The sequence below is a fragment of the Saliphagus sp. LR7 genome, assembly GCF_003344565.1.
GTDB classification, from domain to species: domain Archaea; phylum Halobacteriota; class Halobacteria; order Halobacteriales; family Natrialbaceae; genus Saliphagus; species Saliphagus infecundisoli.
This window is the reverse complement of record NZ_QPND01000017.1, coordinates 47,866-72,524: the sequence shown is the minus strand read 5'-3', so window position 1 is coordinate 72,524 and position 24,659 is coordinate 47,866. Positions and strand designations below refer to the sequence as shown.

Here is a 24,659-nt window from a genome sequence, read left to right as displayed (position 1 = left end):
AGGACGAACACGATCCACTGTTCCCAGTCCCCGTCACGGCTCACTGCGAGCAAATAGTCAAGATACTGTTGTCGATGCCGGTTGAAGTACGCGCTCAAATAGAGGTACGGCTCCGAGAGGAGGTCAGCATCATACAACTGGAGCATCATCATCAGGCGACCGAGCCGACCGTTCCCATCTCGAAACGGGTGGATCGTCTCGAACTGATAGTGTGTGATCGCGACGTCGATCAACGGCGGATACGACCCGCTGTTCATATACGACACGAGCTGTTCTAAGAGAAGATCGATCGTTTCGGGATTCGACGGCACAAATCGGGCTGTTGCAGCTGATCCGTCTGGGGAACCAATATAGACCGGGACGTCGCGTAGTTCCCCGGGTCGTTCCTCGACGCCACGGACGTCGCTGAGTACGGTTTCGTGGAGATCACAAATTAACTCGACGGAGAACTTCTCACCTGCGGTGAATCGGTCGAACCCCTGGCGAATCGCGTCGACGTAGTTGTACGCTTCACGGACGTCTCGCGAGTCCGCAGCAGAGCGTTGTGGGGACGTCTCGATGTCGTGGAGGATGATATCCGAGACGGTAACGTTCGTGCCTTCGATCTGTGAGCTCATCGCGGCCTCGCGAACCACGAACGGGGCAATGAGCAGGTTTTCGTTGTCTACGTTCCGGTGCAGCGTCGCTAACCGCCCCAGCGCGTACTGGGCATCGCCATAGACGCGTACTACATTGTCGGTGTACTCGACCTCCGGAGGCAGACTCTCCGGGCGATAACATGAGAGCCCCTCGTATGGATCGATTGACCCAGGCCCATCAGCAAACTCCTCAGCGTCCATCTTGAGTTAGAATCACTCTGCACCGTTCTAAGTCTACCGTTTCTACGTTCAATTGACTTAGGAGGACATCAAGCCCGTTCTAAATCAACCATATCTGAACTCGAGGATCAGTATCGTCGCTCTCAGAAAGAATAGGGCGCTTGTTCTCGAGCCTGTCCAAAAAACAAGTTTGAGCTTGATTTTACAGCCTTAGAATTGCCTATAGCATTAATTAACCCCATTTACCGGCAAGAAAAATTTTATTAGACAGACTCTATCGCGTGATTTCATCGCGCGCCACCATTCAGACCGAACGTGTCTGTCGCGGAATCACAGTCGAGAACTCCATCGAGACATCCACGGAGTCGCCGCGTGCTGGAATGTCCGGAACTGCATCAAGTCGAGGGTGTCGGTATTATCGTGGTGAGGACACTGTCCAGATACGATAGGAGCTCCGTCAGGTCGTATAGTTCTCGACGATATTGGTGAGCGGCTGGCGGACCTGTCCATCGCCGTCGACGTCTCCGGTGGGATGGATGTGGTACTGCTCGTCAAATTTTTCGACGGTCAACAGGAGTCCCTCTCGTTCTATCGTCCAGTCTGCATCCTCGAGATGGGTTTGGAGGGCAGCCATATCGACAGTGGTCTGTGCTTCACGGAACGCGTCAGCGTCCTCAGTGGGAACTGTTGTGAGTCGTGTCTCGGGGAACGTGTATCGTTTCACGTCGTGGTCTCGTACCCCATCTGCGAGTTCGTCAGGAGCAGCGTCGGTCCAGTCAGGCCACCCTGTGTCGAGTCCTGTGACGAAGGCGACGACCACAGCTGGCATCTCAGAATCGTACTCAGGGTTGTCGTCAGCAACCGTACGTGTGTCGCCATCCTCTGTAGTGACTGGTCGGTCTGCGATCGTCTCGTCAGGCCTCTCAACGACAACAGCGAGGTCCGGAGACTCATCATCGGTATCGATCACGTAGTCACCAGGATTCATAGCCGGCCGTACTGGTCCCGCTGCGTTAACTGTTTATCCTCAAGTGGATCTCACCAAGTGGCATATCGATGTCCGGTAGTGGCAACAGGCCCAGGCGACGATGGGGGAACGTATCGGTTTCACCCCTTCGGTCAATTTGCTCTTCTAGGGGATCCATGGTCAAGAGAACATCACGAAGGATTATGCAGCTCGAACCACTGTGAATAATCATGCAGATAGAAGACCTTCCAGAGCATTTCGACGAGCAACTCACGTATCCGGCCGACAGAGCAACTGTTATTGAGCAACTCGGAGAGGTTGAAGTTGAAGCCCCAGACCAAGGCGATTCTGAAACGGTTTCCACTATTCTCCGCCCTCTCACTGACGAAACGTACGACTCGCCAGATGAGCTGTACACGACCATCATCGGCAATCTCAACGAAGAGTATATCGGACGGAAATTCTACGATGATCGGGGCCAGCAAACTATAGACACGTCTGAACGATCGGAAGACGAACGTGATATCTCGTTCTAACCTGAGGTCGGATAGGTCGATTCGTCATGCAGAGACCACCGCGAAATTTAAATTGCAGAGGTTGGGTTTCTCTGTCTATCGTGCGTGAGAACTCCATTCGTCCAAGTTCAGGTACCAAGACAACGTTTCGGAGAAGGAGAATTCCAGATATGAAACTCGAAGGAGCTTATGCTAGTCGCGTAAGCAAGCGCTCCCGGATCACGAGCAAACACGGGAGCACCGTCATACACGCGACGAACGCGTAGACGATGCTCAATCCGGTCACGATGCCGAACCGCTGGAGCGGCGGCGACAGCGCCAGCGCGAGCACCCCGAAACCGGACGCGGTCGTCACCGCACTGCCAAGCAACGCACCGCCGGTTCCCGTGAGTGCTGTCGACAGTGTGTCTGTGAGCGAGTCGTGACGAGCGCGTTCGTCGACAAACCGTTCGCTGACGTGGATGCTGTAATCCACGCCCAGACCGATCGCCAGACTCGTGATGACGACGGTTTCGCTGTTGAATGGGATGTCGAGCACTGCCATCGTCCCAAGCAACCATACAAGCGCGATGACGACGGGAACGAGCGTCACGACACCCAATCCTGGCGTGCGGTTTCGCCACCAGTACAGTCCAACGAGAAGTGCGAGAATGACCCCCAACGTGATGGCGAATCCCTCAACAAGCGTCTCGAATAGCCCGCTCTGGACGACCGCAGTGATGACCGGTCCACCCGTTGCGATGGCCCGTACCGGCGCGTCCCCTTCGATGGCCGAGGCGACGCCCCGAACGTCGCCCGTGACCGACTGGGCCGAGGCGTTCCCCTGCACACCAACTGTCAGTCTGGCGGATTGGTACGACCCGTTGTCGGCACGATAGAGTACCGATGACGCTTGGTCGGGAGCAGCCTCGAACAACAGGTCATAGACCGCCGCAGTATCTCGATCCGGGAGTCCATCACCATCCGTGTCACGCACTTCGATCGCGTCGGCGACTGTCTCGTTTTGGGCAGCGACACTACGGAGGACGGATGCCGGACTCTCGATCGCGGCTCTTCCATCGGAACCGGCGACGATAGTCCCACTGCTGTTCGTGTTCTGGGTCACGTCGTCGATTGCGGTGAGCAGCGCCGGCGCGGTCACGTTCCCGCGTATCAGTATCTGTCCTTCTGCCCCCTGTCCGCGCTGGCGGAAGTTGTCGCTCAGATAGTCGAGGTTCTGGCTCACGTCGTAGTCGCCGGGGGCGAACGGTCCCGGCAGCGATTCCATCCACGCTGGGGCATCCTGTGGCAGGAAGTCGGCCTGGTTGAACTCCGTGTCAATGTCGGTCGCACCGTACGCGCCTGCGGAGGCGAGCACCAGTGCGATCACGATGACGGCGATAGGCGCTCGCCGTGCGAGCGCAGCGGTGCCCGAGAGAAGACGGCTCAATCCTCCGGAACCGACGCCGACGGCAGGGTTGTGCCGGTCGCGGCCACGGCGGTCGAAAAACCGTTCGAGTTCGAGTTTGATAGCCGGCACGAGCGCGGCGAAGACGACGAAGATGGCGACGATACCGACACCACTCAAGATGGCGAAATCCTGAATCGATTCCAGCGGACTGACGTAGTTCGAGAGAAAGCCGACCGCTGTCGAGAACGCGGCGGTAGCTAACGCAAGGACGACGCCAGCAATCCCGACACGCATCGCAGTCGTGGGATCGCGCCGATCCACTGTTTCGTCGTCGGTGTCGAGTGTTCCTTCTCGCGCCTCGCGGTAGCGCATGACGACGTGGAGTGAGTAATCGATACTTAGACCGATGAGCAAGAACGGCACGGCGATCAGGGTCGAATTCGACGGAATCCCGAGCCAACCCTGTATGCCAGCGTGCCAGACTATCACGACGCCGACACCGAAGACGCTCACGAGAACGTCAACAAGGTCGCGGTAGGCAATCGTGAGGACCATGAGTAAGAGGACGATTGCGACCGGCGTGATGATGGTGAAACTATCGCCAATGGCCTGCGAGGACTCCTCGTCGATGATACCTTGTCCGAACACGAACGCGTCGGCGAAGCGGTTCTCGACCAGCGAGTCGATGGCCACCTGCGCATCGTTCACTGCTGGGGTAGTCGTCGCTGAACCTCTCGGGTTCTGCTGGAAGACGAGGGTAGTTCTCGCGTCGGCTTGCGTTGTCCCCGGTTCGTAATTCGTTGGGAGGAATTCGGTTGGGTCGCTACCCGAAACGGACGCATCCGGGTCGAGGATCCGGCTGAGATACGTCTCGACTTGCTCGTCCGAGCTGGATTCGAGTGCGGCGATCTGCTGATCGAGTGTCGGTGCTGACGACTGACCCTGCGCCGCTGATGTATTGTTCCCGCCCGTCGCACGAGAGCTGGCGTTTGCACCCGACGTGTTGGCGCGTTCGCTCTGTTCGTGAGCGTATGCAATGTTCGCCACCACGTTCTCGATGCCGACCATCCCTGTCCCGTCACGAAGCGTCGCATTAATCGATTCGTTTCCGCGGATCTCCTGCTGAAGACGGAGGCTTTTGAGTAGTGACTCGCGGGTGAGAACGTCACCGCCATCGTCCCTGACGACGACCTGTGCAACAACTGCATCGTCCGTCTCGTACGTCGCTTCGATGCGGTCGAGTGCCGCCTGCTCCGGGGAATCAATACCGGCCTGGCCGATTTCCCCTTCGCTAGTGGTTCCAATGACTGCGCCAGCACCAACGACGGCACTGATGACGAGCAACAGAGCGATTATCAGTTTGCTCCGTGAGGCGAGCACCTCCGCGTATCGAGAGGTCAGTTCCCGCTTCATCGGTTACCGACACCGTCTGTTACTGGAGTAGTTGCGGAATCGGATCGACTGATGGGGATTTCGGACCAGTTCATACGTTCTCTCCGATGGCGACTGATAAGGAGCGATGGAAGGTTCCCAAAACGTGGGACAACTGGCTGTAGTTTCAAAAGCCAACCCAGATAGCGGTCTTCAGTGAGAACGAATCGGATGCTACGTCCGGTAAAGCCCAACGATCATGACGACGAACCCGAGACAGATAATCACGCTCTCGAGGAGCATTCCGGCGGTGACTGAAGCGCCGCCGATGTGGTGGAACACGCCGACCAGAAACGTTCCGAGAGTGATGACCGCTAATCCCACCGCAAAGTACTGGAGACCAGCGATCCGTGTTCGGTTGTAGGCTCTGTACGCCATCAGCGAGACGACTCCCCCGAGGACGAGAGCAGCAATCTTGACGACGACGAGCAATGCGACGAGTAGCTCCATCACGACTCCTCCTTCATTGCCGACCAGAACGTAGCCAGTCGGTCCTCCGGGTCCGTCTCCGGACGGGTCACCGTCATGGAGAACTCGCCGGTGTCGTCAATACCAATTGAGATATCCGTGAAATCCCGCTCGTAGAGCGTGACGTTTGGCCCGTCGCGTCGAACCTCCGTATACTCTCGAACGAGTGCCGATTCGCGGAGTAGTTCGAGTTTCCGATACACCGTCGAGCTAGAGAGATCACAGTCCTCACGCAGGTCGCTTGCCGACTTCGGCTCGTTCAACCGAGCAAGAATCTCTCGACAGGTACTATCGTCGAGCGACTGCAACACTGGCGGGAGAGCGGATTCATCGGATTCGTCGATTTCGTCGGACGACCATCGGGCCATTTCGGTAGATGAGTCAGTCGAGCCAGTATTCGACGGGATCAGTGATAATCGATTCGACCCACTGTGTTGCTCGCTCATCTCAGGTGCTGTATACTGTGATTCTGTTTCGAGAGTCGACGGCACTCATGTTTTGTCGTACTCGATTCTTTCGGCGGAGAGGGTATAGGAGTCTCGGTCATTCCCAGATAGCTGGAATAGCCCGATTCCAAGCCCTCCGTGCGATTTCTGCCCGTCTACAGATGCCACTCCCAACATCTGGGACGCCCCCATCGATGTTTATCCTCCAGATTCGAATACGACACTGATGACGCACGAAGCCATCGCCCGAGTCGATCCACGAGACACTAGACGTATGATCGAAGCCGGCGCAGCACTCCGACTGAGCAACGCCATTACGATGAGCAAACCGCTGAGCACGAGGGTTCACCGATGACGAGTGTCCTCGATATAGCGATGACCATCCACACGATCTTCGCAGCGCTTTGGACGGGTGGCACACTTGTGGTTGCAGGCGCTGTTATCCCGGCAGCACGCAGCGAGTTACTGAGTACGGATGGACTGACTCTCATCGCACGACGGTTCTGGTATCTCACGGTCGGTTCAGTCCTCCTGTTGTTGTTCAGTGGCGGGCATCTCGCAGGGACACTCTATACTGCCGAAACACTCCAGTCAACCGGCCGAGGGAATCTCGTACTGGCGATGGTCGGCCTCTGGCTCGTCCTCGCAGTCGTGCTGTTCTTCGGCTTCCGCCGGTTGACCAGCGACCAACCGGAGAAGTCAGCGGTCGCAGCAGCAACGAAAGCACGACCGTGGTTCCTCGGAGCGAGTGTTATCTCGATAGCACTACTCGTCCTCGCTGGATTTCTCTAATCGACCGAGAGGAAAATCATAATACGTTTCGTCACACCGAATAGAAACCGATGATCTCGTCGGATTCGTTTCAGACGTCACTACCATCGCGCAGGCGCGCTGCGAGCACGCCACGGACTACACCGACATCGAGACCCTGATCTGTCGGCTCCCGACTGCCCATCTCACGTTCACGGCACACGATTCGTTAGCACCGTATTTGGGGCCATATTCGATGGCGTTATTGATTCGAGCCTGCCTGCTCAAAGACATCAACGGCTGGGACGAAACCGCCCTCCACGACCATCTACGAGCGTATCCCTCGCTCCGACAGGCTCTCGGCTTCGAGTCGCTCCCGAATCAATCGACGTTCTGGCGCGCGTGGAACGAACGCTTCAGCGAGGAACTCTGCGATGCTGTACAGAAGTGTGCTGATGCGATTGTGATGGCCGCGCGTGCCTGCGAGGTTCCGCTTCCCAATCGGATTGCTACCCACGAGCCAGATGAACCAGAAGTCGATGATCTTCCTAAACACCAGCTCGTCGCCGAGAAAACCGACGAGGTCTGGCAGCAGGCCAAACCGTTCGTGACCGACGCGTTCGTGCTTGATCGCGGGCCGAACTGGCAGATCCACGAGAACGCCTTCTGGGAACAGCACGCCTACATGGGGATGCGCGAAGACATGTACGCGCGCAGCGGCCCGGCATCGTTCTCGCTCGATACCACGCGCGAGCGTATCCCAACGGGATCGACCCACCGCTATCAGATCGGCAAGCACTCGGTCGATGACATCCGTTCGATGCTCCACAACACCACGCGGATGCTGATCGCCCGTGCGCGCCAGCACGGCGAACTCACCGGGAAGCTCTGGGCAGCCATCGACGTGACCAAGGGGTTCCCATTCACCGGCGATTTGGAAGATCATGAAGACGATATTCTCGGGCACCGCGACGGCAACGAGTACTACCAGTGGGCAGTGCTGAAAATCGTCGGTATGGACGTCCCACTAGTTCTCGATGCCATCCCGCGCGTGCGCGGACAGTCGAAAGACGAGATCGTCGAGAAGCTCCTGTCGCAAGCTACCGAGATGGTGGATATCGACCTCGTGATGATGGATCGCGAGTTCGATAGCGAGTCGGTGAAGGTCACTTGCGAGGAATACGACGTCCACTACCTGAATCCGACGCGCATCTTCACCAATAGCGACGAAGCCGATACCATCGAGTGGATGTACCGCAACGGCGAACGGTTTCAGGTCACTGAAGAGAAAGCCGACGGCACGCCGACACGCAAGCAGGTCTACCTCCCAAGGCAGTCGCGCTCGGATGATGAGGACGAAGACAACGGTCTCTCGGAGGTATGGCAAGAGATGTGTGGCGAGTGGGAATTCGACGATATAGAGGGTGAACCGAGCGAAGGAATGTCGTTCTCACGGCTGCTCGCGGACATCCAGCGCGAAGAGGAGGTCGAAGAGCGTAAGCAGAACGCAGAGAACGGCGACGTTGACACTGCCGGTACCGTCGTCTTTGAGACGAACCACTCCTACGTGACCCCCGGTAACGCCGACGATCAGCAGATGGACGCGAGAGCGTTCGTTCACATGATCGAGCGGCTGATTCGCTGGTATCGGCATCGTTGGGGGATCGAGAATGGCTTCAAGAAGCAGAAACACTTCATGGTGCGAACCACCTCGACTGAGCGCGACTATCGGTTCTTCAACTTCGCGTTCGCGTGCGTCCTGTACAACGTCTGGCGGTTGGTCGATCTGCTGGTGAAGCTCGCCATCGACGGCGAGAACCGTACGTACGCACCGCGAGTGGACGCGAACCAGTTCCTGACAGTGGCGAAGCAGTGCTACGGGCTCGATCCGCCTGACTGAGGCTCGGTCATCCCCTGTGACGCCCGTTCGTGAGTGACAGCTCTATTGAACGGTTATTTGTTTCGCGCTTTGATGCGATGATTCTGAAATTACGGTCCGACTCCGTTCACAGCTCATTTGGCACATCAGGAAAACGGCTGCAACGAACGCCCAGTCTGTGCATTCAGCGGCCACCTAGCCGACATCAGGTTCTAACAATAATCGGCAAGGGCCCCTCTCTCGCTCTCTCTTCGTTTAGCCGTCGTTCTCAGGACATTATCGACTTGATCCGCGAATAACGCTATTACTATACGTCATTTGCGAAAAGGGAAATATTATCATCCTGTATGTCAAAACCTATAGTGCGATGACTGATTCAGAGTCAGTACGCCAAGACACTCATCCCAGTGGGACGTGGGATGATATCAAAGAGTTACCACCGAGTGCGAAACTAGTCGCGAAAGTTCTCGAGCAAAATGAGGCGATGACTCAACAAACGATTGCAGAAGAGACGCTCTTGCCCGATCGAACGGTCAGATATGCTCTGAATCGTCTCGATGAGAAGAATACTATCTCGTCCAGATTTTCAGTTACGGATGCCCGTCGACAGCTGTACACACTCAACATCAATCCCTAAGTCGATCAAGTATGTCGGCAAGGAAGAAGTCCCTCCAACTCTTCCCCGATTCCAATTGACCTTTGAATCACATGAATGGCTTCGCCTTATATGAAGGCGCCCCTCCCGGTTCATTGTCGCTCATTTACAGGGTCCGGGCTGCTCACATCATTCACAGCACTCCCTATCGGTCGCTGCGTTCGCTTGTTGTGGCTGCCGGGCTTTCCCCTCGATTTCTCCCTCGGACGCTACTAACGCGCCTCAGCGTACGTCTCCGTTCGTGCGTTGCCTTCTCGCTCGATCCTGCCGCTCTTCTGAGCCTGTCCAAAAAATGTTTATCTTGCCGGTAAATCGGGATAATAAACGCTATAATCGGTTCTAAGGTCCTGAAACCCGACTCAAAATTGTTTTTTGGACAGGCTCTTCTACAGCCCCCAACTGGACAGTGGCCGCACCGGACATCTGGTGGCGTTGATTCCCTCCCTGCGAGGGAGTGGAGGCGAACAAAGATGGCAACACTCCAAGCAGTGACCGCTTCGAGCGGTGCGATGGTCACTGACCCAGATGCAGTCGAACAGCTCTGTGAAGCACACTGTTTCGGCGGCCTCAAATGGCGGCTCACCGACGACGGCGAGTTCACCGTGTGGGGCTACGGAGCGTTCCGAGTCTATCCCCAGGACGACAACGGTATGATGGATCTCGACGCCAGCGAGGTGACGCGAGAGTTCCTCTGGAAGCTCGCCGAATACATCGAAGAAGACGACGAACTCGACATCCAGAGTGCAGGCTTCACGAAATGTCGGTATCCAGTGCACGCCTGCCGATACGTCATCCGGAACGGCACCGTCCTGCACGCAGATCTCGGCGGGCTCGAAGCACTCGAACGCGGGACTGACCCACAGTCGCCCTAGGCTGTAGCGGGTCTTTCCCAACGAGACGCTTGACCGCACGCAGGTGGCGTTGGTCACCCCTCAGAGAGGGCTGGAGGGTTTCAGAGATGGTTCACACAGACGAACTGGCAGAAGCACAGCTACCGACGACCACTGACACCGGAGGTGACCCCTGATGGTCGCCGACTTGTTGGCCCACGTCGACGGTGCTGAAGCCTCTGGGGAGACGTTGACCGAGTCGCAGGTGTGGGAGCTCCGAAACGGCGTTCGGGCTGCCATCGAACGCGGTGAGGAGAGCCTGTCGCTCCCTTCGAGAGCACTCTCGGCTGACCGGTGGCACCACTGGGGCATCGGCGTCTCCGTCTGGATCCACCAGAGTGGCGTGGTCGTCCTCCAGAAAGACGGGAACACGATCGTCACCGACATTACGATGCTCGAGCACGTCTCGATAGTGCTGGCCGGCGCTCACGGGAAAGTTGGACGGATCTCCCGTGTCGATCCCGACGAACGTGAGGGGTGATCAGCATGGGAATCGTCGAAACTGAAGACCGCTACAGTGGTGCGTTCGACGTCGTGACGTGTCCGGTCTGTGGCTCCGACGACTGGACCCACCTCGTGTACCAGGGCGTGTTCTGCAGGCACTGCAACACGAAATGTACGCTACGCGAGCCAGCAGGCGATCAGGGGTTCATCGCGGAGTTCGACGGTGAGTACACCTGGTCGGTCGACGACGGCGAGAACATCCCTGAGACGGAGGAGTATGGCCCGGTCGCTTCGGGAAAGTGGCTTGCGACCGAGAACACTGGTTACCACCAGCACTGGTTTTCGGCGCGCGCAGACTACGTTCGCGACGACTGTGAGTGGGAGCCAGCATGGAATCGAGAGCCAAAGAACGAGAACGAGGGTGAGCATAGTTACCCCACGAACGGGAAGTAATCAGCATTCGTGGGGTAACTCACCCAGATCAAACCCCACCATCAGATCAGCGGCTGCACGGTCGGACGAATGGCCAGCCGGTGGTGGTGTTCGTCCCCCGGAGAGGGGCAGAGGGACGACGCGATCAACTCGTCCTGACGAGGACCCTCAGATGCAACACCAGTGTTCAACCCCTGACCACGAGCCGCCTCACCGCACGACGACGTCGGTCCCTCGAGTGCAGTGCTTGGGGACGGCGTGGTCGCACGAGCCGACGTTTCTCACGATTCGCACGGCCTCCCCACTCGTCCTCGAGTGTCCGATCTGCCAGCTCACCATCCGGGTCGATCCCGCTGAGGATGACGGTGATCACGATGAGTGAGAAGAAAACCGAAGCGGAGATCCTCGACGATCTTCGCGACCGAGGGATCGCACGGCCGATTCCGACGAACGACACGGCTGGCGACCCGTGTCCAGTCTGCACCGAACCGATTCCCGAGCACAGCCACAAAACGCTCAACCTTGGGCTTCCAGACTACTGTTCGCTGGCCTGTCGGTTGGAAGCTGAAGACGGTACAGAGAGCGAAGACAGTGTCTGATACCGTCGGGAACGCCCCTCAACTGGTCACTGGCTCCGAAGCACACAGCCGTGGCGTTGGTTGTCCCCTCAGGAGAGGGGTGGAGGCGAACAGAGATGAATCAGAACACTCAATCCCAGAGCGGAACGTACCGCTGTCCCCACTGCCAATACCAGAACAAACTGGCCAGAGGGATGGACTTCACGCGTGCTCGCTGTCGCAACGAGAACTGTGAGGTCCGCAGCTTCCATGCAGGGCTGTCGTATTAATCAGTGGGAGAAGACAGGACAGCTCACTGGGATGCGCCCAGGTTGTGTTGATCGCTCTCCTGAGCGCTGAGAGTCGAGATGATCACCGCCAGCGAAGCTTCAGATCCGATCGTCGCAGAGTTCACGCCTGAACCACCGCTGACCCTCGAGTACAGGTCGGCCAATTCCCGCGTCGAAGTGTTAACCGATCCAGAGCAGACGAACACGAGCTGTGATTTCTGCGGACGGTTTGGAGTGGTCGAGAGAGACCGCTGGGAAACCGCCGAGAATCTCGACCTGCCGCTCATCTGTCCCGACTGTGAGTAACCCCAGTGTTCACTCTTCAGCCTACAGCCTCGCTCACGGACGCTGAGCGACACTAATACAACCATGCCAGTACATCCACTTGATCGCCTCGACACGACCGAGCGGACGCTCCAACGGTCTCAGTACGAAGCCTTCGAGTTCGAACTCATCGAACAGGGAGTGCTCGTTCGAAACGCGAGCCACGAGTATCCGAGCGACCACGAGTACCTCGTGACGATCGACGACGGGCTTCCAAACAACTGCACGTGTCCAGCAGACGAACACCACCAAGGGGCATGCAAACATCGAGTCGCAGTCGCGATCCGAACGGCCGTCCTCGACTCAGCGTGCAATCTCCGACGCGTTCGAAACCTTTCCGGTCGGCCAGTCGCTACTCAGTGAGCAATACGTGCGATTGTGTTACATTCAGGTGCGAACCTAACGTTTAGTTATCTTCTTCACATGACGTGTAATTGGATCTCAATCAAGTCCGATGTTCAGTCGTTCGATATTGTCACCATCCACCCACCTCCTCTCGCTCAACTCTCCACTTCACGGTCACCTGTCACAGAGAGAAAAACGTCCTCAAGGGTTGGATCATCCGCCTCGATGCGTTTGACGAGTTCCTCTGGGGATCCCTCTGTATGGAGATCGCCCTCGTGGAGGAGTCCGACGCTATCTGCGACCGTCTCAACGATCGGGAGGATGTGTGTCGAAAGGAAGACGGTCATCCCGCTGTCGGCCAGTTCGGCCATGATCTTCCGGACCGTTCGTGTAGCTCGCGGGTCGAGCCCGGCGGTCGGTTCGTCGAGAAAGACTACACTCGGTTCGTGCATGATCGCCTGGATCAGCCCCGTCTTACGGCGCATCCCCTTCGAGTAGGTCACGATTCGATCGTCGACTGCGTCGAGTTCGAGGCGCTCTCCCAGTTTCTCGATCCGGGCGTCGATCTCTCGGGGATCCATATCGCGGAGTTGGCCATGATACTCGAGTTGTTCGCGGCCGGTAAACTGCCCGCGGATCGGCGGTGACTCGGGCAAGTACCCAACGTGGCCGACGAGGGTCTCCCGGTCGCCGACGGGGACACCTGCGACTTGGGCGTTTCCGTCAGTCGGCGGGCTGAGCCCGGTCAACAGTCGGATCGTCGTCGTTTTCCCCGCTCCGTTCGGACCGAGGAGGCCGTAGACCGTCCCAGCCTCGATTTCGAGGTCCAACTCCTTGACGGCTATCGTTTCACCATATGCCTTCGTCAGGCCGTTCGTGTGGATCGCTGTGTGTCCATCCGCATCGCTCTCGTCGTCAGTGGTCGATTCCATTGGCGTCATTCGATCGAATACCTCTCGTATCGGTCGACGGCTATCCCGAAGGCGATTCGTGTGGCCCCGATGGCGACCAAGGCACCCAACAGGAGGGCACCGCTTCGCGTGGCAGTGGTCGGGATCCCCGCCGCTGCCAGGCGTTCGTATACCGCTGGATGGGTCCCCACGAACGCCGGAAGCACCGCGATCGTCGCGCCGACGAGAATCGCACCGAGCCGCTGAAACTGCTCCCACCCAGTCTCGGCGTACCAGGGGACATCAGTGAAGAAACCGGGGACAGGGCCGAATTCCGACTGGTCAACGTCCAGCCCGGCCGCAAGCGCGAGCGAGGCGGTGCATCCGCAGACGGCGACTCCAAAGAGGACGAAGGAGACCATCTCCTCAATTGTGGCAGTGCTGACCATTCCAAGTGGGAAGGCGACTGCCGGAACGACGATGGCGGCGGGAGCGAGTGTCGCCAGCAGGAGGCCCCCGACGAACGCTCGCCCCTGCACGGACGTCAGGAGCATCGTGAGGCCGCGGTACTCGATCCCGATCGGATCGGTTCCAAAGGCGAGGCCAAGCGCGAGCCCGATGGCATGGATTACCAGCACGAAGCCGGGAACACCGGCAATTCCGAAGATCGGAAAGAGAACTACGCCGACGAAAAAGAGGGCATACCCCGTGTACAACAGCCCGCGGAGAGACCGTCGCTCGACCAACCAGCGTTTCCGGGCGACGGCCCGGACGGGTCGGGGGAGTCGCTCGCCAGTGAGCCGTTCGACCCATCCCAACTCGAGAAACGAGTATGAGCCACTCGGCGCAGTCCGAGCTGCTGGTTCGCCCTCCCAGATTCGTCGTGCGAGGATGGTGGTCGTCCCGACGAACAGTGCCGTCCCGGCGGCGAGGACGGCGAAGGCGGCCAGTCCGCGAGCGGGATTGGTCTCCGCTTGACCGAACGCACCAAGCAACGCGAGATCGACGACTACGGACGTGGGCACGACTTCAAGCCGCGTGAGGGGAAGCTCCGACACCTCTCCGAGCAGGAGCCACCCGATTAGCAGTGGGAGCCAGCCGAACAGGATGAGCAGATCCCTGTAGGTCCGGCCCCTGGCGAGCCTCGTCGCGATGAGCTGGGTGGCAAGTCTCGCCGAGACGCCGGCCCCGACGGCGACCGCGGTCGCAGTCACGACCGCCAAGATGACCGTGAGCGTGACTGCCGGCGCCCGGACTCCGATCGCTCCGCTGATCGCTATGGCGATCGTTGGGGCCGCAATGATGGCCGCAATGCGAGCGTAGACGAACAGAAGTAACCCGAGGGCAGGGACCCTCACCGGGACAGTCGTGAGGAGGAAGTCGGGCTCGAGCTCCTCGAATGAGCTCCGGGCGAGTCTGGAACTCCGCCAGGCAACCCAGGCCATCGCGCCGGTCGCCGCGATTCCAAGCATGCCAAACGAGGCCATTTCCCCGGTGGCAATGCCTCTCCCGAGTTCGTAGGCGCCCCAGCCGAGGACAGCAGTGATCACGACGACCGCTCCACAGAGGAGTCGTCGCCCAGCAATCCCATTGTATTCTCGTCGATGGATGGTCCACTCACCGCGTGCGATCACCATCCCGTGTCGGAGCCAGGGGCGCCACATTCCGCGTGATAAGATATCGACACAATAGGAACTTACCCCTTTCGGGTCCTCCACTGTCGGGGGTTCGCAAGCGAGCCGTCAGTTCCATTCTTTGAGACCAATCTAAATTCTATATTCTATCGCTGGAGAAGCGAGAAGGGTTCCTTGTTCAAGCGATCGGTATTATTTGGACTTTCTGTACGTAACGCGAGAATCAGTCGCCCCGGTCGTAAAAAAACAGCTCCCGCGAGTAGATACGACGCTCTTGCTCAACGTAGCGGAATGATGCGCTAACATACAACAATTTCTGCCATATTACGGCTTGAGACGCCGTTTTAGCTGAGGGAGACCGGTCGTCTCCCCCGGTTATACACCCTGTTCGCCAGATTGCGGAAGAGCGACACGAGAAGGGCCACTATCGTGTCGATCCGCCCCGGTGGGGTAGATTGACCCCCGTCGTCCAGTTCGTTGTCTGGCTCCCGCGTCGAGCCAGTCGGCCGTTTCGCCGAGTAACCGCTTAACGCATAGCTCCGTAACTGAGCAGTATGTGAGTCTCCTGTATTTTCGCAGCGGTCAGCGCGTCATCGGAGTGGTCGGTTGCTCACGTGACCTCAAGATACCTGTTCCACAGCGAGTCTCCTCCTGATTTGACGACTTGAACTGTATGTCATCTAACACCCGAAGTCAAGGGGAGTGACACGACAACGCAGCCGCCCGGTGGCGTTGTTCCCCCCTCAAAGAGGGGTAGCGGGTTTCAGAGATATCGATACAGTTGTGAATCGGTCGGTTTGGTCACTCGCTGTTCAGTAGGGGTCCTCGCCGCTCTGTACTGCTCTACAGCGGCGGGCGACGTCGTCCCAATCGACGACGTTCCACCAGGCCTCGACGTACTCGTCGCGGTCGGCCTCGTACTGGAGGTAGTAGGCGTGTTCCCAAACATCGAGCGCGAGGATCGGCGTTGAGTCCTGGTGAGCGAGCTGGTTCTGGCTCTCGACCTGGCCGACTATCAGGCGGTCGGCAACAGGCTCATAGAACAACATCGCCCAGCCGTTGCTTTCGACGGCGTTCGCGGCCTCAGTGAACTCCGACCGGAAGGCCTCGAACGATCCGAAGTCGGCCTCGATGTTATTGCGGAGGCCTCCGTCCGGTTCGCCGCCGCCGTCGGGGGACATGTTCTCCCAGAAGACGGTGTGGTTGACGTGCCCCGAGAGGTTGAACGAGAGGTCGCGTTTGACGTGTTTGATCCCCTCGAACTCGCCGGCTTCCCGAATTTCGGCGAGTTTCTTGAGGGCGGAGTTTGCCCCATCGACGTACCCCTGGTGATGGGTTCCGTGATGGAGTTCCATGATTCGCTGGTCGATATGCGGTTCGAGCGCGTCGTAGGCGTAGGGAAGGTCGGGGAGTTCGTAGCTCATTGGTGCAGTGTCGTCTTCGGCAGCGGAGACCGCCGTCGTCGTGCCCAGCGTCGCCAGTCCTGCGGAGACACCCAGTGCCTGCAAGAACGAGCGCCGTTTCGCGACGACGGGGTCATCGTTCTGTGCCATGGGTTCGACCCAAACAGCTGTTATTCGACTGTCGTAAATAAAATACTGCTTGCAACAGTTTGTATAAATTTACGGAATATCAACTAACGAGGGGCCAAGTATAGGGACGACAAATCCTGTCGGCTTTGAAATCGGAGGGTGGGGCAACTCCAAGTTGAAACAAGGAAGTCAGGTATAGGCCTCTCAATGTAGCAGGAAACTCAAGAACGGTGGGTCGCTACTCGGGAGCCCATGATTTGTGCTACATTCGCGCCCTGCATCATGCAGGGCGATTCAAACATCATCTGAAACTGGTAGGATTCTCAGCGTTCAATTCGCAGCCGTACGTATCGCGAGAATCAGACGAGAGCAACCTGGAATTTTCGTATCCTGAATCGCTCGAAAACACGACTCGCATGAGAGACGCTTAGTTACCCCACAGATTCGACCTGAAATCGATTGCGTGGGGTAACTTCTCAATAGAACCGCTCCTCGCAGCCCGCTCGTGGTGTTGGTCGTCCCCTGAGAGGAGTGGAGGCGAAGTTAGATGGCACAACAGCGCCAGATCGATGCGGTCGCACAGCGAGCCGACCACTACGAAACCGCCGCAGGTCGCGAACTCCGCCAGCGGGCCGCAGCCCGAGTTCGCACGCTCCGAGCTCGAGACGCCATCACGGACGGCGGAACGGTTGCCGACAGCGGTCGTGAGACGACGGTCGAATCGGTGTACACGTACCACACCGAGCCACCGGAACAGGGCGGGAAAGCCTACGTCCGGTGCCGAGACTGCCAGCGCGAGCTCCTCGTCGACCTCGGTGGCCGCGATCGTTTGCCCCATGCACCGGGGTGCCCCCAGCGCAGGGGTGAGAACCGATGAGCCCCCGCAATTCCTGGTCGAGCAACCGAGTCAAAATCGAACTCGAAGACACGCTCAAAACCCTCGACCGTCTCGAAACCCACCTGCCCGAGCCGTTAACGCTCACCGAGTCGATCGGCGAACTCGAGACGACGCTCGCTCTCTACGACCAGCTCACAGAGACGGAGAGTACCGATGGCTAAGTGCGAGAACTGCGGCGGCCACGTCACCGACCAGTACAAACGGGTGTTCGCGGACAACCAGGGCACGCTCCATGCCTGTCCCCACTGTCGAAGCCAGACAGACCGCTACGACGGTGCCGGTGCTGGCCTCAACAATTAACCCCCTCGCCAGCACACATCGAAAGTACGCACCCCGATGGGCTCTTCAGGCACCTCCGAGAAAGCGCTCGAGCAGTTCCAGTCGCTCGCACTCGTCGAAGACGGCTGGATCCCGACTCGGGGGTACCTGATCCTCGTCTTAGATCGAGACGCTGACGCTGGCCTCTTCGATCTCCTCGACATCGCTAAGCGCTTCGACATGGATGGCGACATTCGCATCATCACCGACGTTCGCCACGACGGCGAGTTGCGTGACACCATCCATCTCGAGTCGATCGACCGCGTTGAACCCCCCCCCCGCTCGTGAGTTACCTCACGCCCCGGATTGTCCTCGACAGCGTGAGGTAACTCCGTAGATGGCCGCTGCGAGTCCGCACCGACGGTGGTGTCGATTAGCCCCCTGAGAGGGGTCGGGAGGCGAGGTGAAGACAGTCACTCGTCCCCAGGAGGTGACTTCGAATGCCACTCAGAGAAGTGTACGAACGCACGTTCGACGAAGACGTACCGCTCTCGGAAGGGGACACCACTCTTTCCAGTGAAATCGCGGAGGAAGAGCGCTGATGGACCGCGAACTCCGCGATCTCCATCGAGATGCTCGCGACGAACGCAGGCGGATGCTCTCGGATCTGGACCCGGATCCTCACGACGTTCCTGGATACGGTCGTCCTGGTGGGATCGACGATCCAGTGCCCGACGTCGAGTACGGTGACGATCACCCGGAACCGACCGAGGGCTACCCCGAAGGGACCGGTGAAGAGCGCGTTACGTTGCCGATCCCGGACGGTGTTGAGTACGACGTCGACGACCTCGAGGGCGGGACGATCGTCGTTCAGTGGTGGTGCGCGGCCGACGAGAGTCCTGACAATCCCGAGGTCGATCGAGATGACTGACGAGGAAATCGACGTATGCGTTTCAGCGTCGATTATCTGCGATCTCGCTGAGCAGCTCCACGACGCCGTTCACGAGTCGGACCGGTTCGACGACACAAAGTTCGACTGCTGGGGTGCGCGAGCGCTCCTGCGCCTGGCCGAACTCGAAGCCGACCGTCCTCCCGAGGACGCTCCCGACCACGAACACGAGGCCTACGCTCACAAGCGGGCCGCAACGATGGCTTCGGTCGCAAGCGAACTGCTCTCGGCAGTCGCTCGCTCGGACGTGGTGACCGATGTGGAGACGGGCCGGCTCCTCGCTGGGACGTCTACAACGCACGAACTGGTTTCTGACCACCAGCAAGCGGCCCACTGGGGCCGCGAGGAAGCACGTCGAGACCAATGAGCCGCTCTCACTGTGCGGAGTGTGGCTACGAGGGGCCGAAAAAGGGGCCGCTGCCCCAGCGGGGTTCGGACGTGATCCCGATCTACGAGTGTCCCGAGTGTGGCGACGTCGCTGCGATCGGTTGTTCGTGTGACGATCCAGACAGCCACGAGCCGTCGAGTTCGGCGTGACCGCACGTAGGTGGTGTTGTTTCCTCCCCTGGGGAGCGAGAGATGAGTTCGAACAGCCGTTCATGGAAAAGACCGAGATCGCTGTCATCCAGTGTCGTATGATAGGGCCGGGTCCAAGTCATTGCACTGTTGATCGCAACACGGTGGCGTGATCGAACGGTAAATCGTGGTCACCGACCCTATGATTCCTCCCGAAGACGCACTCAGAAAAGATCGGTCCGCTTGAACCGTATATAGCCGAAGATGAGTGGAGCAGCGATCCAAATAAACAGGATAGGAAATCCGACCCAGTCCTGAAGATAAACTGCGCTTGATTCTGGAGCCGGTGTGAGTTCGGCGTAGGCAGGGAGGACGGCTTTTCTGGCGTACTGGAACGCGGTCGCCGGATTCAGTATATTGATGAATTGCATCCAATCCGGAAGCTGGCTGCCCTCGGGAAGCGTTGGACCGATAAAAATCAGCTGAAGGAAAAGTAGGACCGCGTCCCAGCCCAGCAGAAACACCAGATAGAGGAACGACGTCCCCACCATTGCTCGCAGACGAGAGTGCATCCAGGCGGAAAACCCGATCGCGATTGCGAGGTACACACCACCGTACAAAATCGTGAGAACAGTGTTGAGAACGAACGCCTTCGTATCGAAGTACTCGAACGTCGCCAATGCAATGAGGGCGATGATGATGCTGGTGAGTGTTATTGCCGCTGCGATGACGGCAAGTCGACCGGCGAACTTACCGAAGACGACCTCCCGTCGAGTGTTCGGCAAACCTAACGCAATTCTGAGGGTTCCCTGCTCACGTTCTCCCGCTATCGTATGATAGCCGATTAAAAGCCCGAGCATCGGTACAAATATCGCTCCAGGCTGTGCGAGACTGTTCAAGAGTGCGAGTGTACTCGTCGGCGTTCCTGCGCGCAGACCAAGCCTCGGCACCCACTGAATTGCGGCAAGGAACGCGGCGGAGAGAACGAAGAGAAGTGCCGTCCCGAGCAATGTATACGAGCGCCGGCACTCCCGTTGCTCTTTCTTTGCGACGGCAACTAGGCTCACTTCTTATTTGGTCAATATCTGATACACTTCAAACCTCCGTTTTATACTTAGCTTTGCACGTTGAAGTAGAAGCGTAACATAGGCGGTGGAAAGGACGGATGATGCCGATTACAGACTTCTTGTCGTGTACGCGCGCCTTCGGCGAGTTCGAGTCGCTGTCACCGGCACAAGTCATCATGCGAGAATCTACGCCATCGGGCTTGTTGCGGCCAGTAACAAGACCGTGGCGGGCATCGAACGCGAAGTCCTTCCGGCCCAAGGCAAACGCGCTCTCAACAAGTTCCTCACCGAATACGACTGGGACCAACAGCAATTGAAGAACTCTTTCGCCTGATCTCGTATATGCGTCACGTCCTGCTATTTTTCTGTTCTTCTTTCGGTGCCTCAAAATCTTCTCCGCAGTACTATCAGCCACGGTAGGATATCACGGCGTCTCGCAGTAGTGTACGAAGACCTTGTGTTCCGCCCGGCAGCGCACCTTCTCGTAGTCACCGAAGGGTGCTGCACTGTGTGTCACCGTTATCTCTGCCCCTACATCAGAAGCCGATATGGTCGCTATCCCCGCTCCCAATCCGGATGTGGGCAGGTCACCTCCACCACGTCCTGGGCTTCTAAGACGGCCTAACGTGGTTCGGAAAGTGCCTGTCGGCACGCGTCGTCAGCCTTTTTGTCGTAGATTCGTGCCATACCCTACTCCGCTAACTCTTCCATCCTGTCAGCCATGTGTTCAAACACTTCGATGTGGTCGTCCTGTGGACTGAAGAGGATGAACTCCGTGTCCTCCTCAACCCAGAGGGTGTGTCCCGGCGGCCAGTAAAGTTGCTCTCCTGCTTCGCTGACTTCTTCAGTGCCGTCGCTGTAGCGAAGGTTGATTGCACCGTCCAGCACGTAGCCCCAGTGGGGACACTGGCACATGTCGTTCTCCAAGCCTTCAAGGAGCGGCGTGAGGTCGGTTCCGGCGGCGAACCGGATGCGTTCTGCGGCCAACTCCCCGTAGTCAGTCGCCGCACCGAAGTCGGTCTGCTGTCGTACTTCCGCGTCCGGTGTCTCCATCGCAACTGGCAGTTCTTCTTTTGATTTTTGCATGGTGTCTCTCTCCTGTGCGGCAGGCGTCTCACCTTCCGCGACCACCAGTACGCCGGATGAAGAAATATACTTATTTTGTGAAAATTTTCACCCTCTGCAATTAATATCAACTTCCAATCATGTCAACGATCCCGTTATCGTATAGCGTAGGGACTGGTGTCGTTACGAGTAGGGCGTATTCATATCGATGAACGGGAGAAGAAGCCGTCGATGAGTAGGGAGTCTTCCACTACGGGTGAAAAATCGCGGAAATGGCCCAGGTCGGGGCGGATACTGACCGACTATTATACCTCAACCCGTAACGCAGTCCTCCGTGAATCCTGATCTCCCGTCTCAAATGAATTCGGATCGAAGGGGCGCGCTTCGCTGCGATAGCGCTCATACACGTCCGTCGCCCATGCACGCGCTTCCGGCGATTGGGTATCGATTACCGCCTTGAGTTGTGCGGTCTCGCGCTCGTGTCCACAGATCCCAATATAGTCATCCATCACGTTGAGTCCGCACCGATCGCCGTCCGGCAGGTCATCATGCAGTAGGATGGTACAGTTCTCGCAAGCGAAGACGTCGGTGACGAGATCCGGATTCCATACGATAATGGCTCGGAGGACTGATGGTGCATACACGTATTCCATCTCCATTCCTTCTATGACGCGCCGGCAGAACACTTCGATGTTTCCTGATTTATAGATCGTCGTTCCAAGACCACGTATCGTCTCGGTGTGCTCAAGAAGATGAGTCACGCGTTCGACAGGTTGATACGGATACGCAGGCCCCGGATACGAGACGACGACGTCATCGAACAGTTCAACTGAAAATCCGTCCATATCACGAGGCAACCATTGCCAGACATCGCGTAGCGTTCGTTCAAGACCTATCGCTTCGTGGAGATCGAGGAACCGTTCGGTCACGAACGTTCCTAATGGTGTCAACTCGTACCGAGGCGGGTTTCGGGTGATCCAATGACGATCTTCGAGATCAGTGAGAACGCGAGAGATCGTTGATACCGAGGCTCCGGTGGCATTTTGAAGGTCACGGCGATCATAGGACCCTTCAGTTAATGCGACAAGCGCGTTAACGCGGTGTTCCGAACGGGCCAGAAACTCGATATCGTCGAGTGACGATTCTATGTCGATAGTCTCAAGTGGCGCGTTCATGCTTCTACTACGCACTCCCGTACAACACTCTTTCCTAAGGATTAATTATATTTCGATGGATTCCGGGTGTATCACTGCCGGTGGCGTTGTCAGCGAGTACGACCCACCGGAGATTCCCAACGAGTACTACGGCGATCTCTCCGACGATGAGCAAGATGACTACCTTGACGTGCTTTGAGACGCCGCCGAGGACGCCTCCTCGTTGCAGCGGGTGTCGGTTACTGGCCCCTCCCATGCCATGGTTCACCCTCTGGGTATGAGTCGTAGATCGCCTATGTGTCGTCGAGGGCGGTCGCCTCTTCGGGTGGGGCGATCTCTAGGTCGGCGGCCTCCTGTTCGATCTCCTCGGGGGTAGTGCCGTGTCGATCATGTCGGACATCGGCGGGTCGTCTTCAAGGCCGTCGGCGACGATCTCGCTGGCTTCCTCAAGAAGTTGGTCGTGTCGCAAAGTCCTCTAGACTTTGCTCTCCACGTCAGAAGCATGCTTCAGCCAAGTGCCTATTACGCTGTTTAACCGCCGTGCGCCCGGTGTACACGATTTTGAAGGTATGAGACGACGGATACCAATCGCTACAACACGAAACTCTGGACCGGCTTGCGACGCGACCAACCGATCGACACCGGCGTAGTCGCAGACCGACTGGTCAAACACGCAACACCAGAGCCAAGCGGGCGGCTGGAACCCATCGGTGGCCCCGAGATCCATACCGCAGGGGAGCTGGTCAGAGCGTATCGCGATGTACGGGGGAAATGGCGGCCGATCCTCCCACTTCCGATTCCGGGGAAGGCGTTTGCAGCCTTTCGTGAGGGAAAGGCGACCTGTCCTGACCACGCTCTTGGGACAGTGACGTGGGAGGAGTGGCTCGAAACCACGTACGAGGGAACAGTGCCTTCGTGACATGCGCTGTTCTATCGACCACCGGTAGACAACAAGCGAGACGCTGCAATCTCCAGGGCAGTTCGGATCCAGCCAGCCTTCCGTCCTGACCGCTGTGAGGGCCCTCGAGGCCGTTAGACGGAACCCGACGTGACAGAGAGCGTGCGAATGGACGCTGGAACACTCCCGATTCGTGTCCACTCGCCGCCGGTTCGCCGGAGGATATTACCACCGCGTGTCCCCGCGAGCACGTCGTCATCCTCATCGAGGGCCGACCACGCGAGGATGAAGTCATCGGGTTTCCCCGGATACGGCACGGATTCGAGGGTGTCGCCGCCATCAGTCGACTCGAACAGTGCTGCATCTGCGCCGTGCTCGCCACCCCACGACGGGGGTGACGAACGCGCCGCCGCCGCGTACAGCCGGCCGTTAGCAGCGAACGCCTCCCGGAAGTAGGTGTGATCCACGTCGGTGTCGAGACGCGTCCACGACCGACCCGCGTCGTGCGTGCGGTAAAGCCCGCCGCCACACGACGCGATGTATTCCTCGCTATCCCGGACGAGGATGTGATGAACGTCGTCGTGGAGTCCATCGCGCCGTTCGCTCCATGTGTCCCCACCATCGTCGCTGACGTGGACGCCACCCACCTCTATACCAGCGATAATCCGTTCAGGGGCGTCAGGGTGTATGTCGAGAGCACGGACGTGAGCTTCATGGCGGTGGCGGGGGAGTCGCCACTCCTCGCGCGACGGCAACTCCTGCAAGCCAGTCAGTTCGCGCCACGATTCGCTGTCATCACTGGAGACGTAGAGGTGAGCAGGATGCGTGCCGGCATACAGTCGCTCGCCATCGGGACTCTGGCAGACGGAGTAGACCTCATCTCGGGGAACATCGAGGTCGGTCCACGTCGTGCCGCTATCGGTCGAGCGGAAGAGCCCTGACTGGGTGGCTGCAAAGATCCTCTTGCCGAACCGGCGCACCCGCATGACGCGCTCGGTGTCGAGGACACGCGTTGCGTCGTCAATTTCATCTACCGGGGCACGGTAGACGCCCTCGCTCGTGCCAATCAGGAGCATCGGGATCCTCCAATAGGTGTTGGACCAGTCCCGGCTGGACACGCGACTGCCTCACTATGTCCGGAGTCGACGATGCTTATACAGCCGAGGGACATACGGCTGCTCTCGATCTCGGTGCCGC

Annotated in this window: 31 protein-coding genes and 1 pseudogene; 19 read left to right on the top strand and 13 right to left on the bottom strand. The window is 58.3% G+C overall.

Annotated elements, in window-relative coordinates:
- Both DVH23_RS18215 and DVH23_RS18210 read right to left on the bottom strand, forming a co-directional pair.
- Positions 1-839, bottom strand: an 839-nt coding sequence (locus DVH23_RS18215) for a Fic family protein (RefSeq protein ID WP_157972488.1), incomplete at its 3' end; no start/stop codon positions are given.
- Positions 840-1,275: 436 nt separating this feature from the next.
- The gene (locus tag DVH23_RS18210) at positions 1,276-1,788 is read right to left on the bottom strand and encodes a hypothetical protein (RefSeq protein ID WP_157972487.1); all 513 of its coding nucleotides are present in this window, start codon (positions 1,786-1,788) and stop codon (positions 1,276-1,278) included.
- 227 nt (positions 1,789-2,015) lie between these two features.
- Here DVH23_RS18210 and DVH23_RS18200 point away from each other — a divergent pair, with 227 nt between their 5' ends.
- Entirely contained in the window at positions 2,016-2,321 is a 306-nt protein-coding gene (locus tag DVH23_RS18200; protein WP_114578835.1) for a hypothetical protein, read from the top strand.
- A gap of 166 nt (positions 2,322-2,487) precedes the next feature.
- Here DVH23_RS18200 and DVH23_RS18195 read toward each other — a convergent pair whose 3' ends face one another.
- From DVH23_RS18195 to DVH23_RS24690, 3 genes are all read right to left on the bottom strand, one after another.
- Positions 2,488-5,103 (bottom strand): RND family transporter, encoded by a 2,616-nt coding sequence (locus DVH23_RS18195; RefSeq protein WP_114578834.1) that lies wholly within the window; start codon positions 5,101-5,103, stop codon positions 2,488-2,490.
- 192 nt (positions 5,104-5,295) lie between these two features.
- Positions 5,296-5,571, bottom strand: a complete 276-nt coding sequence (locus DVH23_RS18190; protein WP_005041768.1) for a hypothetical protein — start codon at positions 5,569-5,571, stop codon at positions 5,296-5,298.
- Positions 5,571-5,957 carry a helix-turn-helix domain-containing protein gene (locus DVH23_RS24690; RefSeq protein ID WP_255565279.1) on the bottom strand — a complete coding sequence of 129 codons (387 nt, stop codon included), beginning with the start codon at positions 5,955-5,957 and terminating at the stop codon, positions 5,571-5,573. Before DVH23_RS24690 ends, DVH23_RS18190 begins: the two co-directional genes overlap by 1 nt.
- Positions 5,958-6,386: 429 nt before the next feature.
- On the opposite strand from DVH23_RS24690, the gene DVH23_RS18180 reads away from it, so the two are divergent.
- The 9 genes from DVH23_RS18180 (at position 6,387) to DVH23_RS18140 (ending at position 12,619) form a co-directional block, all read left to right on the top strand.
- The gene (locus DVH23_RS18180) at positions 6,387-6,827 is read left to right on the top strand and encodes a CopD family protein (RefSeq protein ID WP_114578832.1); all 441 of its coding nucleotides are present in this window, start codon (positions 6,387-6,389) and stop codon (positions 6,825-6,827) included.
- A 40-nt stretch (positions 6,828-6,867) separates the two neighbouring features.
- The gene (locus DVH23_RS18175; protein WP_114578831.1) at positions 6,868-8,685 is read left to right on the top strand and encodes a transposase; all 1,818 of its coding nucleotides are present in this window, start codon (positions 6,868-6,870) and stop codon (positions 8,683-8,685) included.
- A gap of 346 nt (positions 8,686-9,031) precedes the next feature.
- Complete coding sequence (locus DVH23_RS24680; RefSeq protein ID WP_114578830.1) at positions 9,032-9,301, top strand: helix-turn-helix domain-containing protein; 270 nt, start codon at positions 9,032-9,034, stop codon at positions 9,299-9,301.
- A gap of 488 nt (positions 9,302-9,789) precedes the next feature.
- Entirely contained in the window at positions 9,790-10,191 is a 402-nt protein-coding gene (locus tag DVH23_RS18165; protein ID WP_114578829.1) for a hypothetical protein, read from the top strand.
- Positions 10,192-10,345: 154 nt separating this feature from the next.
- The gene (locus DVH23_RS18160) at positions 10,346-10,690 is read left to right on the top strand and encodes a hypothetical protein (RefSeq protein WP_114578828.1); all 345 of its coding nucleotides are present in this window, start codon (positions 10,346-10,348) and stop codon (positions 10,688-10,690) included.
- 5 nt (positions 10,691-10,695) lie between these two features.
- Positions 10,696-11,106, top strand: a complete 411-nt coding sequence (locus tag DVH23_RS18155; RefSeq protein ID WP_114578827.1) for a hypothetical protein — start codon at positions 10,696-10,698, stop codon at positions 11,104-11,106.
- 353 nt (positions 11,107-11,459) lie between these two features.
- Positions 11,460-11,684 carry a hypothetical protein gene (locus DVH23_RS18150; protein ID WP_157972486.1) on the top strand — a complete coding sequence of 75 codons (225 nt, stop codon included), beginning with the start codon at positions 11,460-11,462 and terminating at the stop codon, positions 11,682-11,684.
- 326 nt (positions 11,685-12,010) lie between these two features.
- Entirely contained in the window at positions 12,011-12,238 is a 228-nt protein-coding gene (locus tag DVH23_RS18145; RefSeq protein ID WP_114578825.1) for a hypothetical protein, read from the top strand.
- A 63-nt stretch (positions 12,239-12,301) separates the two neighbouring features.
- On the top strand, positions 12,302-12,619 hold the full coding sequence (locus DVH23_RS18140) for an SWIM zinc finger family protein (RefSeq protein ID WP_114578824.1): 318 nt from the start codon (positions 12,302-12,304) through the stop codon (positions 12,617-12,619).
- A gap of 137 nt (positions 12,620-12,756) precedes the next feature.
- Here DVH23_RS18140 and DVH23_RS18135 read toward each other — a convergent pair whose 3' ends face one another.
- The 3 genes from DVH23_RS18135 to DVH23_RS18125 form a co-directional block, all read right to left on the bottom strand.
- Positions 12,757-13,542 carry an ABC transporter ATP-binding protein gene (locus DVH23_RS18135; RefSeq protein WP_114578823.1) on the bottom strand — a complete coding sequence of 262 codons (786 nt, stop codon included), beginning with the start codon at positions 13,540-13,542 and terminating at the stop codon, positions 12,757-12,759.
- Entirely contained in the window at positions 13,539-15,128 is a 1,590-nt protein-coding gene (locus tag DVH23_RS18130; RefSeq protein ID WP_157972485.1) for a hypothetical protein, read from the bottom strand. Before DVH23_RS18130 ends, DVH23_RS18135 begins: the two co-directional genes overlap by 4 nt.
- 809 nt (positions 15,129-15,937) lie before the next feature.
- Positions 15,938-16,678: a superoxide dismutase gene (locus DVH23_RS18125; RefSeq protein WP_114578821.1), complete on the bottom strand. Its 741-nt coding sequence runs from the start codon at positions 16,676-16,678 to the stop codon at positions 15,938-15,940.
- A gap of 526 nt (positions 16,679-17,204) precedes the next feature.
- On the opposite strand from DVH23_RS18125, the gene DVH23_RS18120 reads away from it, so the two are divergent.
- From DVH23_RS18120 to DVH23_RS23775, 7 genes are all read left to right on the top strand, one after another.
- On the top strand, positions 17,205-17,534 hold the full coding sequence (locus tag DVH23_RS18120; protein WP_114578820.1) for a hypothetical protein: 330 nt from the start codon (positions 17,205-17,207) through the stop codon (positions 17,532-17,534).
- Positions 17,531-17,716 carry a hypothetical protein gene (locus DVH23_RS18115; RefSeq protein WP_114578819.1) on the top strand — a complete coding sequence of 62 codons (186 nt, stop codon included), beginning with the start codon at positions 17,531-17,533 and terminating at the stop codon, positions 17,714-17,716. Before DVH23_RS18120 ends, DVH23_RS18115 begins: the two co-directional genes overlap by 4 nt.
- Entirely contained in the window at positions 17,709-17,855 is a 147-nt protein-coding gene (locus DVH23_RS24375) for a hypothetical protein (protein WP_198667992.1), read from the top strand. Before DVH23_RS18115 ends, DVH23_RS24375 begins: the two co-directional genes overlap by 8 nt.
- 36 nt (positions 17,856-17,891) lie before the next feature.
- Positions 17,892-18,161, top strand: a complete 270-nt coding sequence (locus DVH23_RS18110) for a hypothetical protein (RefSeq protein WP_114578818.1) — start codon at positions 17,892-17,894, stop codon at positions 18,159-18,161.
- A 253-nt stretch (positions 18,162-18,414) separates the two neighbouring features.
- Positions 18,415-18,744 carry a hypothetical protein gene (locus tag DVH23_RS18105; protein ID WP_114578817.1) on the top strand — a complete coding sequence of 110 codons (330 nt, stop codon included), beginning with the start codon at positions 18,415-18,417 and terminating at the stop codon, positions 18,742-18,744.
- Positions 18,737-19,129 (top strand): hypothetical protein, encoded by a 393-nt coding sequence (locus DVH23_RS18100; RefSeq protein WP_114578816.1) that lies wholly within the window; start codon positions 18,737-18,739, stop codon positions 19,127-19,129. The genes DVH23_RS18105 and DVH23_RS18100 overlap by 8 nt, the downstream gene beginning before the upstream one ends.
- Positions 19,126-19,299, top strand: a complete 174-nt coding sequence (locus DVH23_RS23775; RefSeq protein ID WP_157972484.1) for a hypothetical protein — start codon at positions 19,126-19,128, stop codon at positions 19,297-19,299. The genes DVH23_RS18100 and DVH23_RS23775 overlap by 4 nt, the downstream gene beginning before the upstream one ends.
- A gap of 203 nt (positions 19,300-19,502) precedes the next feature.
- Here DVH23_RS23775 and DVH23_RS18095 read toward each other — a convergent pair whose 3' ends face one another.
- Positions 19,503-20,345: an ABC transporter permease subunit gene (locus DVH23_RS18095; RefSeq protein ID WP_114578815.1), complete on the bottom strand. Its 843-nt coding sequence runs from the start codon at positions 20,343-20,345 to the stop codon at positions 19,503-19,505.
- A gap of 98 nt (positions 20,346-20,443) precedes the next feature.
- On the opposite strand from DVH23_RS18095, the pseudogene DVH23_RS18090 reads away from it, so the two are divergent.
- Positions 20,444-20,667 (top strand): annotated as a pseudogene (locus DVH23_RS18090) (IS701 family transposase); the annotation flags it as partial.
- Between the two features lie 368 nt (positions 20,668-21,035).
- On the opposite strand, the gene DVH23_RS18085 reads toward DVH23_RS18090, so the two are convergent.
- Together DVH23_RS18085 and DVH23_RS18080 are read right to left on the bottom strand one after the other, a co-directional pair.
- A complete protein-coding gene (locus DVH23_RS18085) occupies positions 21,036-21,398 on the bottom strand; it encodes a cupin domain-containing protein (RefSeq protein ID WP_232833819.1) in 363 nt (120 codons plus the stop codon).
- A gap of 317 nt (positions 21,399-21,715) precedes the next feature.
- Positions 21,716-22,585: a transcriptional regulator gene (locus DVH23_RS18080; protein ID WP_342764192.1), complete on the bottom strand. Its 870-nt coding sequence runs from the start codon at positions 22,583-22,585 to the stop codon at positions 21,716-21,718.
- A gap of 55 nt (positions 22,586-22,640) precedes the next feature.
- Here DVH23_RS18080 and DVH23_RS25060 point away from each other — a divergent pair, with 55 nt between their 5' ends.
- Positions 22,641-22,763, top strand: coding sequence for a hypothetical protein (locus DVH23_RS25060; RefSeq protein WP_255565276.1), 123 nt, complete (start codon positions 22,641-22,643; stop codon positions 22,761-22,763).
- Positions 22,764-22,901: 138 nt separating this feature from the next.
- On the opposite strand, the gene DVH23_RS25055 is transcribed toward DVH23_RS25060, so the two are convergent.
- Both DVH23_RS25055 and DVH23_RS18065 read right to left on the bottom strand, forming a co-directional pair.
- Positions 22,902-23,033 (bottom strand): hypothetical protein, encoded by a 132-nt coding sequence (locus tag DVH23_RS25055; RefSeq protein ID WP_255565275.1) that lies wholly within the window; start codon positions 23,031-23,033, stop codon positions 22,902-22,904.
- A 563-nt stretch (positions 23,034-23,596) separates the two neighbouring features.
- On the bottom strand, positions 23,597-24,538 hold the full coding sequence (locus DVH23_RS18065; protein WP_114578813.1) for a glycosyl hydrolase: 942 nt from the start codon (positions 24,536-24,538) through the stop codon (positions 23,597-23,599).
- Positions 24,539-24,659: the final 121 nt, after the last annotated feature.

Coding starts and splice junctions, on each gene's coding strand:
- DVH23_RS18200 (WP_114578835.1), top strand. CDS start 2,016: ATGCAGATAGAAGACCTTCCAGAGCATTTCGACGAGCAACTCACGTAT.
- DVH23_RS18195 (WP_114578834.1), bottom strand. CDS start 5,103: ATGAAGCGGGAACTGACCTCTCGATACGCGGAGGTGCTCGCCTCACGG.
- DVH23_RS18190 (WP_005041768.1), bottom strand. CDS start 5,571: ATGGAGCTACTCGTCGCATTGCTCGTCGTCGTCAAGATTGCTGCTCTC.
- DVH23_RS24690 (WP_255565279.1), bottom strand. CDS start 5,957: ATGGCCCGATGGTCGTCCGACGAAATCGACGAATCCGATGAATCCGCT.
- DVH23_RS18180 (WP_114578832.1), top strand. CDS start 6,387: ATGACGAGTGTCCTCGATATAGCGATGACCATCCACACGATCTTCGCA.
- DVH23_RS24680 (WP_114578830.1), top strand. CDS start 9,032: ATGACTGATTCAGAGTCAGTACGCCAAGACACTCATCCCAGTGGGACG.
- DVH23_RS18165 (WP_114578829.1), top strand. CDS start 9,790: ATGGCAACACTCCAAGCAGTGACCGCTTCGAGCGGTGCGATGGTCACT.
- DVH23_RS18160 (WP_114578828.1), top strand. CDS start 10,346: ATGGTCGCCGACTTGTTGGCCCACGTCGACGGTGCTGAAGCCTCTGGG.
- DVH23_RS18155 (WP_114578827.1), top strand. CDS start 10,696: ATGGGAATCGTCGAAACTGAAGACCGCTACAGTGGTGCGTTCGACGTC.
- DVH23_RS18150 (WP_157972486.1), top strand. CDS start 11,460: ATGAGTGAGAAGAAAACCGAAGCGGAGATCCTCGACGATCTTCGCGAC.
- DVH23_RS18145 (WP_114578825.1), top strand. CDS start 12,011: ATGATCACCGCCAGCGAAGCTTCAGATCCGATCGTCGCAGAGTTCACG.
- DVH23_RS18140 (WP_114578824.1), top strand. CDS start 12,302: ATGCCAGTACATCCACTTGATCGCCTCGACACGACCGAGCGGACGCTC.
- DVH23_RS18135 (WP_114578823.1), bottom strand. CDS start 13,542: ATGACGCCAATGGAATCGACCACTGACGACGAGAGCGATGCGGATGGA.
- DVH23_RS18130 (WP_157972485.1), bottom strand. CDS start 15,128: ATGGTGATCGCACGCGGTGAGTGGACCATCCATCGACGAGAATACAAT.
- DVH23_RS18125 (WP_114578821.1), bottom strand. CDS start 16,678: ATGGCACAGAACGATGACCCCGTCGTCGCGAAACGGCGCTCGTTCTTG.
- DVH23_RS18120 (WP_114578820.1), top strand. CDS start 17,205: ATGGCACAACAGCGCCAGATCGATGCGGTCGCACAGCGAGCCGACCAC.
- DVH23_RS18115 (WP_114578819.1), top strand. CDS start 17,531: ATGAGCCCCCGCAATTCCTGGTCGAGCAACCGAGTCAAAATCGAACTC.
- DVH23_RS24375 (WP_198667992.1), top strand. CDS start 17,709: ATGGCTAAGTGCGAGAACTGCGGCGGCCACGTCACCGACCAGTACAAA.
- DVH23_RS18110 (WP_114578818.1), top strand. CDS start 17,892: ATGGGCTCTTCAGGCACCTCCGAGAAAGCGCTCGAGCAGTTCCAGTCG.
- DVH23_RS18105 (WP_114578817.1), top strand. CDS start 18,415: ATGGACCGCGAACTCCGCGATCTCCATCGAGATGCTCGCGACGAACGC.
- DVH23_RS18100 (WP_114578816.1), top strand. CDS start 18,737: ATGACTGACGAGGAAATCGACGTATGCGTTTCAGCGTCGATTATCTGC.
- DVH23_RS23775 (WP_157972484.1), top strand. CDS start 19,126: ATGAGCCGCTCTCACTGTGCGGAGTGTGGCTACGAGGGGCCGAAAAAG.
- DVH23_RS18085 (WP_232833819.1), bottom strand. CDS start 21,398: ATGGAGACACCGGACGCGGAAGTACGACAGCAGACCGACTTCGGTGCG.
- DVH23_RS18080 (WP_342764192.1), bottom strand. CDS start 22,585: ATGAACGCGCCACTTGAGACTATCGACATAGAATCGTCACTCGACGAT.
- DVH23_RS25060 (WP_255565276.1), top strand. CDS start 22,641: ATGGATTCCGGGTGTATCACTGCCGGTGGCGTTGTCAGCGAGTACGAC.
- DVH23_RS18065 (WP_114578813.1), bottom strand. CDS start 24,538: ATGCTCCTGATTGGCACGAGCGAGGGCGTCTACCGTGCCCCGGTAGAT.